The following is a 13,167-nucleotide window of genomic DNA, read 5'->3' on the forward strand; positions in this document are numbered from 1 at the left end:
AAGGATAGGATGACATAAAGAAGGGGATATAGAGAATGGAATTTCATGAACAGAAGATTTTGCCGGCAGTGAGGCAAATTAAAGATTTGGAAAAGCTATTACATAGTTCGTATGAATATATCGTTATTTTAGATATTCATGTCGGCCAATTGAAGAGTGTTATATCACTTGCGAAGCAATATTGTAAAAAGGTGTTTTTACATGTGGATTTAATTCATGGCTTGCAGAGTGATGGGCATGCGACGGAATATTTATGTCAGGAGTTTCGACCGTACGGGTTACTTTCGACAAAGGCGAGCGTTATTATGAAGGCGAAGCAAAAAGGTGTTGTGGCAATACAACGCATCTTTTTAATCGATTCGAGTGCGATGGAGAAGAGCTGCAATCTTTTAGATAAGACGAAACCGGATTATATTGAGGTGCTTCCAGGAGCAATGACGGATATTATCGCTGAAGTGAAAGAGCGTACTGGTGTACCGATTTTAGCAGGTGGTTTTATTCGTACTGTAGAAGATGTGGAAAGAGCTTTAAACGCTGGTGCGACAGCGATTACGACGTCAAAACGCGAACTATGGAAACATTACCAAAAAAAGTGACGAAAATGTGAAAAAATTCTGTTGACACCGCTTTCATAAGAGGTTAACATTATAGACAAGTTAATAAACGTGACGGAGAAAAGAAGAGATCCACATTTCATTGTTTCTATATAAATTTATATAGAAGCGTGCAAAGCTGTGGGTCTTTTTCTTTTGACAAAAACGAATGGCCATTCATTTTACCTCTATCACATTTGGAAGCGTTTAAATTGATTGTGGAGGGATACTATGTCAGCATTTTTAGGAGAGTTAATAGGGACTGCGTTGTTAATCGTACTTGGTGGCGGCGTTTGTGCTGGTGTAAGTTTAAAGAAATCGTTTGCGAAAGATTCAGGTTGGATTGTTATTACAATGGGCTGGGGCTTAGCAGTAGCGGTTGCAGCGTATGCGGTTGGATCAATTAGTGGGGCACATTTGAATCCAGCTTTAACGATAGGACTAGCATTTAAGGGAGCGTTCCCATGGAGTGACGTACCAGGTTATATCGTAGCACAAATGATTGGGGCAATTATCGGGGCAGTTATCGTATATTTACATTACTTACCACACTGGAAAGAAACAGAAGATCCAGGAACAAAGTTAGGTGTATTTGCAACAGGTCCAGCAATTCCGAACACATTTGCAAACCTTTTAAGTGAAATGATTGGAACATTCGTTTTAGTATTTGGTATATTAGCAATTGGTGCAAATAAATTTGCAGATGGATTAAATCCATTTATCGTAGGTTTCTTAATTGTAAGTATTGGTTTATCATTAGGTGGGACAACAGGATACGCAATTAACCCAGCACGTGATTTAGGTCCGCGTATCGCACACTTCTTCCTTCCGATTGCAGGAAAAGGCGGTTCAAACTGGAAGTATGCATGGATTCCAGTAGTAGGTCCAATTTTAGGTGGATCACTTGCAGGTTTATTCCATCAAGTTGTATTTGAAGGAAAGCAAAATTCAGCACTTATTTATGTGATTATCGCAACTGTGATTGTACTAGCAATCTCTTATATGACAAGTAAAAAAAGCGGAAGCAATACAAATAGTAGAAAAGTAGCATAAGGGGGAAACCGATATGAAAAAATATATTCTTTCATTAGACCAAGGAACAACAAGCTCACGCGCAATTCTTTTCAATAAAAAAGGTGAAATTGTTCATTCAGCTCAAAAAGAGTTTACACAACATTTTCCAAAGCCGGGCTGGGTAGAGCATAATGCACAAGAAATTTGGGGATCTATTTTAGCAGTTATCGCAACTTGCTTAAGCGAAGCAGATGTAAAACCAGAACAAATCGCAGGTATCGGTATTACGAACCAACGTGAAACAACGGTTGTCTGGGATAAAACAACTAGTAAACCAATTTACAACGCAATTGTATGGCAATCTCGCCAAACAGCTGAAATTTGTGATGAGTTAAAAGAAAAAGGTTATAGCGAAATGGTTCGCGAAAAAACAGGTCTTTTAATTGATGCATACTTCTCTGGTACGAAAGTAAAATGGATTTTAGATAACGTTGAAGGTGCAAGAGAGAAAGCAGAAAACGGTGATCTATTATTCGGAACAATTGATTCGTGGCTTGTATGGAAACTATCTGGTGGTAAAGCACACGTAACAGATTATTCAAACGCATCACGTACGTTAATGTTTAATATTCACGACTTACAGTGGGATGATGAGCTTCTAGAAATGTTAACAGTACCAAAGAGCATGCTTCCAGAAGTACGTCCATCATCTGAAATTTACGGAGAAACAATTGATTACCACTTCTTCGGCCAAAATGTACCGATTGCAGGTGTAGCTGGTGACCAACAAGCAGCATTATTTGGACAAGCTTGTTTCGGTGAAGGTATGGCGAAAAATACTTACGGAACTGGTTGCTTCATGTTAATGAACACAGGTGAAAAAGCAGTAGCTTCTGAGCACGGTCTATTAACAACAATTGCATGGGGAATAGATGGTAAAGTAAACTACGCATTAGAAGGAAGTATTTTCGTAGCAGGTTCTGCAATTCAGTGGTTACGTGACGGAATGCGCATGTTTAAAGATGCAAGTGAGAGTGAAGTGTATGCGAGTCGCGTTGAATCAACTGATGGTGTATACGTTGTACCAGCATTCGTTGGACTAGGAACACCTTATTGGGATAGTGAAGTACGCGGCGCTATGTTTGGTGTAACACGCGGTACGACGAAAGAGCACTTCATTCGTGCAACGCTAGAATCTTTAGCTTACCAAACGAAAGATGTATTATGCGCAATGGAAGCAGATTCAGGTATTGAACTGAAAACATTACGCGTTGATGGCGGAGCAGTTAAAAATAACTTCTTAATGAAGTTCCAAAGTGATATTTTAGATGTTCCTGTAGAGCGTCCAGTGATTAACGAAACAACGGCTCTAGGTGCAGCATACTTAGCTGGTCTTGCGGTTGGATATTGGAAAAACCAAGATGAAATTAAATCACAGTGGCATATGGACAAACGCTTTGAACCAACGATGGAAGCGGAAACAAGCGAAGAGCTATATGCTGGATGGAAAAAAGCAATTGAAGCAACAAAAGCTTTCAAATAATCATAAACAGTGTTATAATGGTGACAAGTTAATAATTCGGTAGGAGATTTGGAGAGACCACAACGCGCTATAGAGGCGAAATCTATAGCGGAGTTTGTGGTCTCTTTTTTCGTTATCAAAGGGAGGAATTACCATGAAATTTTCAAGTAAACAACGTAAAGACGTATTAAACGGAGTAAATAAACAAGAGTTAGATGTGATCGTAATTGGTGGAGGTATTACTGGTTCTGGTATTGCATTAGATGGAGCAACACGCGGGTTATCAACAATTGTGTTTGAAATGCAGGACTTTGCAGCAGGTACATCAAGTCGTTCAACGAAGCTTGTACACGGTGGTCTACGTTATTTAAAACAACTTGAAGTGAAAATGGTAGCAGAGGTGGGTAAAGAGCGTGCGATCGTATATGAGAACGGTCCCCATGTAACAACACCAGAGTGGATGTTACTTCCGTTCCATACAGGCGGTACGTTCGGATCATTTAGTACATCAATTGGTCTTCGTGTATACGACTTCTTAGCAGGTGTAAAACGAAGCGAGCGCAGAAAGATGTTTAACCGTGAAGAAACGCTAAACAAAGAGCCTCTTGTAAAAAAAGAAGGATTAAAAGGCGGCGGTTACTACGTAGAATATCGTACAGACGATGCGCGTCTTACAATTGAAGTAATGAAAGAAGCAATTGAGCATGGTGCGAAAGCTGTTAACTACGCAAAAGTAGACAGTTTCTTATATAAAGATGGAAAAGTATGCGGTGTACGTGTAATCGATTTACTAGACGGTGAAGTATATGAAGTTTACGGTAAGAAAATTGTAAACGCAGCTGGTCCTTGGGTAGATACACTTCGTGAAAAAGATAACTCGAAAAAAGGAAAAGTACTTCAGTTATCAAAAGGTGTTCACTTAGTAATTGATCAAAAACGTTTCCCACTCGGGCAAGCAATTTACTTCGATACACCAGATAAACGTATGGTGTTCGCGATTCCTCGCGGAGGAAAAACATACGTAGGTACAACAGATACGTTCTATGATAAAGACGCAGCTGTACCACAAATGACAACAGAAGATCGCACATACATCATTAATGCAATTAACTACATGTTCCCAAGCGTGAAAATTACAGAGAAAGACATTGAATCAAGCTGGGCTGGTGTACGTCCGTTAATTTATGAAGAAGGTAAGAATGCATCTGAAATTTCTCGTAAAGATGAAATTTGGACTTCTGAATCTGGTTTAATTACAATCGCAGGTGGTAAATTAACAGGATACCGCAAAATGGCTGAAATGGTAGTAGATTACGTAACGAACTTACTACAAAAAGAAGGTCATAGTGCATATCCGAAGAGTGATACGAAACATATGCCGATCTCTGGTGGACATGTAGATGGTTCACACGGATTCCCGGCATTCGTTGCGAAAAAAGCAGACGAAGGTACGAAATCTGGTTTAACGAAAGCACAAGCAGAAGAATTCGCAAAATTCTATGGTTCTAACGTTGATGTACTATTTGGCTTAGCGAAAAAACATAAAGACGAAGCGAAAGAATACAACATGCCGCTTGACGTTCTAATCCCACTTGTATACGCAATGGATTACGAAATGACAGCAAAACCAGTTGACTTCTTCGTACGCCGCAGAGGCGCTGTATTCTTCAACATCCACTGGGTATATGAGTGGAAAGAAGCAGTAATCAACTACATGGCTGCGAAACTAGGCTGGAGCAAAGAAGAACAAATGAAATATACAGCTGAACTAGAAAAAGCATTAACAGACGCTGTAATTCCTGTAGATCAACAAGAACAGGCAGCTGCGTTAGCATAAAATAGAGAACCACCTGAAGGGGAGCCTTTAGGTGGTTTTTTCTCTTGACTAAAAATAAATAAAATGTGTTACAATGATGATAGAGTATTTAGTGTGAATTTTGCATAAAATAAAAAAGACAGAAGCCTGAGAAACTTCTGCCTTTGTAACCTAACTTGCTATTGTGGTGGTAGTAGGTGCGGTTATAAGACAATTACATTAACGTTTTAGCCGAGAACCGCCCTTACCTTTTCCACGAAGCAGGGTGGTTCTCGCTTTTTTGTATACAGAAATTAGCCATGGACCGAAGTATCTTCTACCGATGACAACGCCAGCTCCGGTTAGGATACCATACACTAATTTAATTACAAACATCGCGATCATATTATCACCTCCCCCTTTTTTCAAAATGGAAGAGATGATTACCACACCTACTAGTTATAGCTTATTAAGTTACGTATTCATTGTATTATGTTTTAAAATAGGGAACAAGATATATGGATGAAAATTCCTAGTTTTAAGCAGAGCATTAGTGTCAGGGGACAAGAAGTAAATAAATATTCATAAAAAAACGGTATGGACATTACCATCCGTATTTTTTTATGTATTTATAAAACTTTTCCATACAGTGCGTCGTCTAATATATGGGAAGGAGGAAATGATGTGGATGAATTAACGATAGAAGCGTTTGAAATAGAAGATAAGGAGGAACTTATCGACGAAATAATGAACAAGTATGGGCAAGAAGTCCTGCAGCTTGTGTATTCATATGTGAATAATAAAGAGATTGCGGAGGATGTAACGCAAGATATATTTGTAAAATGTTATAAATCTCTTCATACATATAAAGGGAAATCGAATGTGAAAACGTGGTTATGGAGAATTGCGATTAATCAATGTAAGGACTATATAAAAAGTTGGTATAACAAAAAGGTAATCGTTACAGAGGATGAATTTGCGTATATTGGGATTCAAAATGATAGTGTCGAACAAACTGTCATTCAAAATGCGGAGGATAGTAGGTTGGCTTCTGCGGTAATGAGTTTACCGATAAAATATCGAGAAGTCATTTATCTATTTTATTATGAAGAATTATCAATTAAAGAGATTGCTACAGTAATAGAAGTAAAGGAAAACACGATAAAAACGAGACTGAAAAAAGCGAAGGAGCTTTTGAAGAAAGGATTGGAGGAATAATCAAATGGAAGATGGATTAAAAGGCTTGCGAAAATCAATGGAGAACACAACGTTTAAACATTTGAGTTTTTCTGATCAGCACCAGAAGCAGGTGCGAGAAAAAATTAAGCAATCGTCCGAAAAGGAAGAAGATATCCTTTTAGCAGTGTTACAACTTCTTATGAATGAAAAAACGGGTTATGAATTGATGCAGTTGCTAAGAGGGAGAGGGATTCAAAAATTCGAAGGTGGTGAAGGGTCTCTATACACTTTATTACATCGTCTAGAACAAAATCGCTTTATCCAATCTAGCTGGGATCACGCGGGAGCTAAATATTATCAATTAAATGATAAAGGAAATAAAATGCTGCGAAAGGCAGAGAAGAATGCTACGAAGGCACGATTTATATTAAAAGGATTAGTACAGGAGTGAGAAAAAATTGAGCAAAAAAGGGGAGCGTTTTTTAAAAGAAGTTACGAACCATATTAAATCAAAAGAAGCAAAGGACTTGGTGGCAACAGAACTAGACTTTCACTTGAAACAGACGAAGAATATGTGGATAGAGAAAGGCTTAAGTGAGGAAGTTGCTGAAGATAAGGCTGTTGAACAAATGGGAAGTCCAATTAAGCTTGGCCAGGAACTTAATAAACTACATAAGCCAAAGGTTGATTGGTTCTTAATTGGTTTATTAGTGGCTGCGATGGGGCTAGGTTTTTTGCCAGTTATAGCGCTTGGACATGCTGACTTATTAATGAATAAGGTGATATTTGTAATTCTCGGTGTTACAACAGCGATTGGGATGATGCTATTTGATTATCGGAAGTTAGAGAGGCTTGGGTGGCTGTTTTATACAATTGGTGTACTTATCTTGTTAATGATAAAATGTTTTCCGACTGCTTCTTTGAATGGAGAACCATTACTAAAAATTGGTTCCGTCATAATTGATTGTTTAATGACAATACCATTCTTTTTTCTAGGCTGGGCTTCTTTTTTCAATAACAGTAGATTAAAGTTTATACATCTTCTCATGTTGTATTTATTTTCTTTATATTTATTTCTAACTACATCAACTCTTTTACCACTGTTCATCTATATCACGATGGTATTTGTTATGCTTTGGTGGAGTAAGTTAGGAAAGAAAACGGCATGGCTCATTACGATTTTACCTATTGTACCATTGATTATTAGGGATCTACTTTCCTGGTCTGCTGTAAAAGAATACCGTATGGCCAGAATTTTAGGAATGTTAAATCCAGAGCATGATCTATGGTATTTACGTTTAAAAGAGGCGATGTCTTCAGCAGGTTGGTTTGGTACATATGAAAATATAAAGTCTATCCGTGCTGCCCATACTGATTTTGTATTTGCAAGTTTGACTTACTATTATGGATATGTACTTGCGCTAGTTCTTGTCGTGATTCTTTCTCTTTTTGCAGTAAGAATAATGAACATAGCTTATAAAATAAATGATGGTTATGGTAAATTGCTTCTCGTTGGCGGAGTGACTCTTTTTGTAATCCATTTTATTTGTAATGTTGGCATGACCCTCGGGATATTACCACGTGTTTCTATATCATTACCATTTATTAGCTACGGATTGATACCAACTCTGTTTCATGCATTTATAATGGGAATTGTGTTAAGTGTATATCGACGTAAAGATATTCCTTTTAGAATGAGAAAAACACCTTGATAATCATCAAGGTGTTTTAGTTATTAGCTCAAAACTCTCCGAATCAGCCTCAAGCACAAAAGGACTAACCTCGCCAACGCTATAAAGTTGCAACTCATGCATTGCTCGCGTACAAGCAGTGTAGAACAATCTACGAACGCTCTCATCGCTGTACGCATCTTCAGAAGCATCGTAAATAATAACAGCGTCAAATTCGATACCTTTTGCTAAGTAAGCAGGTATCACAACAATGCCTTGCTCATACTCGGCTGAGTTACTCTTCACGAGTTTAATATTCTCGATATGACGGAGTGCTTCGTATGCAGCGGCGCTTTCAGTTGCGGATTTACATATAATCGCGATTGTATTGTGATTTTGTTTTTGTAGTTCGGTAACTTTTGTAGTAATATGCTCGTGCAGTTCGCTGTAATCAGCTATTTTCGTTACTGTAGGTTTCTCGCCATCGCGTTCAAAGGCGTGAATGTTCTTCCCTTCCGGTACGAGAGCACGTGTAAATTCAATAATCGGTTTTGTTGAGCGGTAGCTACGAGTTAAGTTAATACCGTTCGTTTCATCTGGTCCGTATAAGCTAGTAAGTGTATTGAAATTCACTGCCTCACTCGCATGGGCAAATATCGCTTGGTTAAAGTCTCCGAGTACCGTCATTCTTGCAGCAGGGAAGAGACGTTTTAAAAACTCGAACTGAAACGGAGAATAATCTTGCGCTTCATCTACGAGTACGTGTTTAATCGATCTGTTCGTTTGGAAGCCTTCAATTAATTCTTTTAAAAGTAAAAATGGAGTCGCATCCTCGTAATATAGCTTTCCTTCATCAAGCATGTTCACTGTTAATGAGCAAATGTCATCCCACTCTTTCGGTTTTTCCCCAGTAACCCATGATGCATCTGTGAAGAGCTGTTTATATATGCTTGTGAAATTGATGAAACGCAATGTTTGAACGCCTTTACGAAGTGGCTTCATTTTTTTACGGACAATCATACGCCCAAGTACTCTTGTTTCTTTCTCAAAGTCTTGAAAGGAGTTGTCGTCAAACTCGCCTTTTTTCTGTAAATATTTATAAGCCTTTTGGTATTCATCTTTACTAAGTAATTCAATTTCTTCTTCTACCCAAGGCTTTTTCAGTTCTGCTTTTTCGAGTGCATCTATTTGTTTATTTAGCCAATCCGTTAACTTTTCAATTCGACTATGGAAGCGGAGGGAGGAGTCAGTATTATAAAATTGCTCTGTAATCTCTTTTGCAGAGACGATCAGTTTTCCTCTAAATTTCATTCCTCTAAATAGCATGCCTGAAGATTCAAGAGATTGTCTGTACGCTCTAATCATCTCGAAAAATTGAGTGGATGCTTTAAATCGGATGCTCGCATTTCTCGTTTTATAGGTAGGGCTATTCGTTTCAGTTAACATATATTCCAATTGCTCATAAGGGTCTTCAACATCAAATGACTTACTTAGTCTATGGTTTAAATATTCTTGGAATGTTACTTGCTGCATATTTTCTTCACCGAGTTCAGGTAGTACGTTAGATACGTAGCTATTGAACATAGAGTTAGGGGAGAAGAGAATAATTTGATCCGCTTTTAGCCATTCGCGATATTTATATAGTAAGTAGGCGATTCGCTGAAGGGCAGCAGATGTTTTACCACTACCAGCAGCTCCTTGAACGATAAGGAGTCGGCCTTCATCGTGACGGATAATTTCATTTTGCTCACGCTGAATCGTAGCGACGATACTTTGCATATGTTTGTTCGTACCTTTTCCGAGTGCTTGTTGCAAGATTTCATCGCCAATTGTAAGGCTCGTATCGAACATGGAATCAATCTCGCCATTTTGAATAATGTATTGTAATTTTTTCTCCACATTACCGCGAATTACGCCGCCTGGTGTGTTGTACTCAGCTGGTCCTGGTGGGTAGTCGTAATAAACACTTGAAATTGGGGCGCGCCAGTCATAAATAAGAAAGTTTTCTCCGCTTGCATCAGTAAGGGTAGAAACACCGATATAGATTTGTTCTGTGGAAGGTTCGCCTTCTTCAGTGAAATCGATGCGTCCGAAGTAAGGTGCTTTTTGCATACGTCGCAGCGCGGCAAGTCGATTAAAGGTGTGTTTATGGGTGATTTGTGTAACAGCTAGTGATTGAGCTTGTTGTCTTAAGTTGATAACTGTTTCAAGGTAATCATCAAAAGTATCTGTATTCACTTTAACGTCATCCCAGAAGTGTTTACGGATGTTGATTACTTCTGCCCGGCGTCTGCCAGTTTCGTTTTCCAGCTTATCAATTTGCTGCGTAATAGTTTCGATTACGGTATCCAATCGTTTTTGCTCTAGATCAAGTTTTTTGTTCATACGTAAGCACTCCTTTAAAAGTGAAAAATAGAGGTTGACTGAAGAAAAATTTTGTTGTACAATTAAGATACGGATAAATACGTTCTTTATATTTTTTAAAACGTGTTTCTGTACTAATTTAACATAGTTTTTGAATTTAATCAATGATAATAAGATAAACCTTGGTTCCGTGTAGCGTGGATCAAGGTTTTTTTGTGTTTTTAAGAGGGAATCACACTTGTTGTCGTTTTTTGTCGGTAAGTCGATATATTTGAAAAATCGCCGATATAATTTCATTTACCGAATCTGGATATAACTATCGGGAGAAGAGGATATAAAAAAAGCTCGGGCCGAAGCCCAAGCTTTTTACTTCATTATTTCTTTTCTTCTTTTTTATCGTCAGCTTTTTGCTCTTTGAAAAGATCTTTTAAATCTTTATCGTCAACTTTTACGTCAGCTTTTTTGATTTCTTTCATCATTAAGTCATTCATAAATTGAGCATCTTGCGTTTTTTCTTGAGCTAGTGATTTTTTAATATCAGCTTTTGATTTATCGAAAGTTGCATCTGCGTGATTATCAGTTACTTTAATAATATGGTAACCGAATTGTGTTTTTACAGGTTCGCTTACTTCATCTTTTTTCAACTTTTGAGCTGCTTCTTCAAATTCTTTTACCATTTTCCCTGGTCCGAAGAATCCTAAGTCGCCACCTTTTTCTTTTGAACCTGTATCTTCAGAGTATTGCTTTGCTAATTCTTCGAAAGATTTACCTTGAGCAAGTTCATCTTTCACTTTTTTAGCAGTTTCTTCATCTTTTACAAGGATATGACTTGCTTTAATTTCTTTTTTATAATCCTCGAATTTTGCTTTTACATCTTTATCAGTAATCGATTGTTCAACCGCTTTTTCTTGAGCTAATTGAGCACGCACACTATTTTTGATAGTTTCTTCTTTAATACCTTGTTGTTTCATTAGTGTATCGAATTGATCACCGTATTGTTTTTTCATTTCATCGAACTTTTTGTCTACATCTTTGTCTTCAACTTTGTAGTTTTTAATAAGAACTTTTTCCATAACCATGTTGTTTAGTACTTGTTTACCAGCTTGTGTCTTCATTTGATCGTAGAATTCTTCTTTTGTAATGTCACCAGCTTTAGATGTAACGATTTTGTCTGATGATGATGTTCCACATGCTGATAATGCGATTACACTTGTTGCGGCTAAGGCAAGCATAGCTTTCTTCATTCGATAAACACTCCTACTATTATGTATTTTTAATTTATCCTACACCGATGAATTTTAAATTCATAAGAGCCCGATTAAGTCTCACTGATACTTTTGCTTTTTTGTATTGGTAAAGCGCGCTTAACAGGGCTTACCGTGGCTGAGGATAAAGTTTTGATGAATGTTTTGTTCTATAGTATAAGCAATATGTACAAAATTTAATATATCATATTTCGACGCGTTTTCATATTGATAAAGAAAAATTAACCAGTACGTGTCAGATTTTGAAAGTGTGCCATATTGGGCGTATGCCGCATATACAGAATAGAGGAGGGGATGGGGATGAATTCTCAACTTATTTTATTACTTGTACTGTTTATTTTATTGGTTATTGTAGGTATAATTTGCTTATAGAGGAAAAAAGTGAGGAAGGGGCTTTCCTTCCTCACTTTCCATGAAATATAATTTCTATATAACTAGAAATTAATAAAATTGTTATACATACATTAATAACCCGAAAGACACCGGGCTGGCGGCTCGCAGCTATTTGTTTTCGTTCACACAGTGTATGTGTCATGAAATTCGTGTAAAATATAACAAGAAGTGCGAATGCGACAAAAACAACTGTTATAAGTGTCATGAGGCGAGACCTCCTTTTGGCTAAAATACATATACATATATTGTATCACACGATATTTTGTTCGTGTTACAAAATTCAGAAATAGAAGACTTTGTGTTAGAAAGTGAGGGAGAAAATGGACGTTGTTAGAAGATTAGAACAAGCTGAATACTACGTAGACCTACTATTTAAAATGATTGATGAAGAGAAGTGTCCATTTTATTCTTTGATCATAAAGAAAAAAGCTCGTAAAAAAGATATTGAACGTATACTAAATCTTTGTGAAAAACTGAACGAGCAATATGTAGTGGAGAAAGCAGAAGGGCTTCTTTTGTTCGATGCGCTGTTAGATCAATTTGAAAAAGCGCTTCCACATCAGCTCGAAGTAAACGAAACTGCGGAAGCGCTAGCAAAACAAGGTTTATTTAAGCCGCTTATGAATGAATTCTTAAGCATGATTGCGAAAAAATAAATAGATTATTTCTTAACTAACTTTTGATCGGATTCTGTAAAGTTCTCTTCAATATCTTCTAATGATTTCTCAAAAATATCGATGAAGTCTTGTCCGTAAATATTACGCAGGATTGCAATCAGTTCGATATTTTCTGGGAACTTCCCATAAAAATTACGAAGTGCAAGAGCCCCATTAAACACTGAATTATTTTCAGGATCATACTCCTCCATTAAGCGAAGTAGTAATTCTTCCCCTTTGTCTGTAATTTCAATGTACGTATTTCGTTTATCATCTTCCTTTTTTGAGAATACAAGATAGCCGCGTTCTTCAAGCTTTTTAGAGAAGTTAAACGCCGTTGATACGTGCATAACTCCAAACTTAGCAATCTCAGAAATAGAAGCCCCTTTTAAATGATAAGCGATTGTTAAAATATGATGTTCATTAATATTTAAATCGTAAGGTTTAATCCACTGCTGCCAATCTTTCTCTACACATTTCCATAACGCTTTCGATAATTGAGCAATGCGTTGGCTGAAAATCATCGCTTCTTTTACCGAGTAATCTTTTTCTCCACTTTTCATGTACTCACCCACTTTAACATTCTTTTTTCATTACTATCTATTATGCCAGTAAAATAAAAATTAATAAAGTCTTTTTGTGAGAATTGTGAAAATTTTTTAACAAAATGACATTCTATACAAATCATGCATAACTATGGAAGCGTTTTATGAGTC

General features: G+C 37.2%; 13 protein-coding genes. 8 read left to right on the forward strand and 5 right to left on the reverse strand.

Features of this window, described 5'->3' with window-relative positions; genetic code table 11:
* The first annotated feature begins 35 nt into the window (after positions 1-35).
* The 4 genes from glpP to glpD all read left to right on the forward strand — a co-directional run bounded on the left by glpP (position 36) and on the right by glpD (position 4,966).
* Positions 36-596, forward strand: coding sequence for a glycerol uptake operon antiterminator GlpP (gene glpP, locus BCG9842_RS05080; RefSeq protein ID WP_000394286.1), 561 nt, complete (start codon positions 36-38; stop codon positions 594-596).
* 228 nt (positions 597-824) lie between these two features.
* Entirely contained in the window at positions 825-1,646 is an 822-nt protein-coding gene (glpF, locus tag BCG9842_RS05085) for a glycerol uptake facilitator protein GlpF (RefSeq protein WP_001272200.1), read from the forward strand.
* A 13-nt stretch (positions 1,647-1,659) separates the two neighbouring features.
* Positions 1,660-3,150: a glycerol kinase GlpK gene (glpK, locus tag BCG9842_RS05090; RefSeq protein ID WP_000760013.1), complete on the forward strand. Its 1,491-nt coding sequence runs from the start codon at positions 1,660-1,662 to the stop codon at positions 3,148-3,150.
* Between the two features lie 133 nt (positions 3,151-3,283).
* Complete coding sequence (gene glpD, locus BCG9842_RS05095) at positions 3,284-4,966, forward strand: aerobic glycerol-3-phosphate dehydrogenase (protein ID WP_000672828.1); 1,683 nt, start codon at positions 3,284-3,286, stop codon at positions 4,964-4,966.
* A 198-nt stretch (positions 4,967-5,164) separates the two neighbouring features.
* Here glpD and BCG9842_RS31220 read toward each other — a convergent pair whose 3' ends face one another.
* On the reverse strand, positions 5,165-5,329 hold the full coding sequence (locus BCG9842_RS31220) for a hypothetical protein (RefSeq protein WP_000561150.1): 165 nt from the start codon (positions 5,327-5,329) through the stop codon (positions 5,165-5,167).
* A 279-nt stretch (positions 5,330-5,608) separates the two neighbouring features.
* On the opposite strand from BCG9842_RS31220, the gene BCG9842_RS05100 reads away from it, so the two are divergent.
* Genes BCG9842_RS05100 through BCG9842_RS05110 form a run of 3 tightly spaced genes read left to right on the forward strand, consistent with a single transcriptional unit; the run spans position 5,609 to position 7,815 of the window.
* Complete coding sequence (locus BCG9842_RS05100) at positions 5,609-6,142, forward strand: sigma-70 family RNA polymerase sigma factor (protein WP_000344008.1); 534 nt, start codon at positions 5,609-5,611, stop codon at positions 6,140-6,142.
* A 4-nt stretch (positions 6,143-6,146) separates the two neighbouring features.
* Entirely contained in the window at positions 6,147-6,554 is a 408-nt protein-coding gene (locus BCG9842_RS05105; RefSeq protein ID WP_000389386.1) for a PadR family transcriptional regulator, read from the forward strand.
* A gap of 7 nt (positions 6,555-6,561) precedes the next feature.
* Positions 6,562-7,815, forward strand: a complete 1,254-nt coding sequence (locus BCG9842_RS05110; protein WP_000037420.1) for an FtsW/RodA/SpoVE family cell cycle protein — start codon at positions 6,562-6,564, stop codon at positions 7,813-7,815.
* A gap of 6 nt (positions 7,816-7,821) precedes the next feature.
* Here the strand turns inward: BCG9842_RS05110 and helD are convergent, their stop codons facing one another.
* The 3 genes from helD to BCG9842_RS05125 all read right to left on the reverse strand — a co-directional run bounded on the left by helD (position 7,822) and on the right by BCG9842_RS05125 (position 12,000).
* A complete protein-coding gene (helD, locus tag BCG9842_RS05115; RefSeq protein ID WP_001035461.1) occupies positions 7,822-10,158 on the reverse strand; it encodes an RNA polymerase recycling motor HelD in 2,337 nt (778 codons plus the stop codon).
* A gap of 353 nt (positions 10,159-10,511) precedes the next feature.
* Positions 10,512-11,381 (reverse strand): peptidylprolyl isomerase PrsA, encoded by an 870-nt coding sequence (gene prsA / locus BCG9842_RS05120; protein ID WP_000710062.1) that lies wholly within the window; start codon positions 11,379-11,381, stop codon positions 10,512-10,514.
* A 424-nt stretch (positions 11,382-11,805) separates the two neighbouring features.
* Positions 11,806-12,000 (reverse strand): hypothetical protein, encoded by a 195-nt coding sequence (locus BCG9842_RS05125; protein ID WP_000172690.1) that lies wholly within the window; start codon positions 11,998-12,000, stop codon positions 11,806-11,808.
* 115 nt (positions 12,001-12,115) lie between these two features.
* Between BCG9842_RS05125 and BCG9842_RS05130 the strand changes: the two genes are divergently transcribed.
* Positions 12,116-12,451 (forward strand): DUF1878 family protein, encoded by a 336-nt coding sequence (locus BCG9842_RS05130; RefSeq protein ID WP_000383656.1) that lies wholly within the window; start codon positions 12,116-12,118, stop codon positions 12,449-12,451.
* A 5-nt stretch (positions 12,452-12,456) separates the two neighbouring features.
* On the opposite strand, the gene BCG9842_RS05135 is transcribed toward BCG9842_RS05130, so the two are convergent.
* The gene (locus BCG9842_RS05135; RefSeq protein ID WP_000834924.1) at positions 12,457-13,014 is read right to left on the reverse strand and encodes an HTH-type transcriptional regulator Hpr; all 558 of its coding nucleotides are present in this window, start codon (positions 13,012-13,014) and stop codon (positions 12,457-12,459) included.
* Between the last annotated feature and the right edge of the window lie 153 nt (positions 13,015-13,167).

Source organism: Bacillus cereus G9842 (genome assembly GCF_000021305.1).
GTDB lineage: Bacteria > Bacillota > Bacilli > Bacillales > Bacillaceae_G > Bacillus_A > Bacillus_A thuringiensis_S.

Bases quoted from the DNA above. Each gene is read 5' to 3' on its own strand.
- glpP (WP_000394286.1), top strand. From the start codon at position 36: ATGGAATTTCATGAACAGAAGATTTTGCCGGCAGTGAGGCAAATTAAA.
- glpF (WP_001272200.1), top strand. From the start codon at position 825: ATGTCAGCATTTTTAGGAGAGTTAATAGGGACTGCGTTGTTAATCGTA.
- glpK (WP_000760013.1), top strand. From the start codon at position 1,660: ATGAAAAAATATATTCTTTCATTAGACCAAGGAACAACAAGCTCACGC.
- glpD (WP_000672828.1), top strand. From the start codon at position 3,284: ATGAAATTTTCAAGTAAACAACGTAAAGACGTATTAAACGGAGTAAAT.
- BCG9842_RS31220 (WP_000561150.1), bottom strand. From the start codon at position 5,329: ATGATCGCGATGTTTGTAATTAAATTAGTGTATGGTATCCTAACCGGA.
- BCG9842_RS05105 (WP_000389386.1), top strand. From the start codon at position 6,147: ATGGAAGATGGATTAAAAGGCTTGCGAAAATCAATGGAGAACACAACG.
- helD (WP_001035461.1), bottom strand. From the start codon at position 10,158: ATGAACAAAAAACTTGATCTAGAGCAAAAACGATTGGATACCGTAATC.
- prsA (WP_000710062.1), bottom strand. From the start codon at position 11,381: ATGAAGAAAGCTATGCTTGCCTTAGCCGCAACAAGTGTAATCGCATTA.
- BCG9842_RS05125 (WP_000172690.1), bottom strand. From the start codon at position 12,000: ATGACACTTATAACAGTTGTTTTTGTCGCATTCGCACTTCTTGTTATA.
- BCG9842_RS05130 (WP_000383656.1), top strand. From the start codon at position 12,116: ATGGACGTTGTTAGAAGATTAGAACAAGCTGAATACTACGTAGACCTA.
- BCG9842_RS05135 (WP_000834924.1), bottom strand. From the start codon at position 13,014: ATGAAAAGTGGAGAAAAAGATTACTCGGTAAAAGAAGCGATGATTTTC.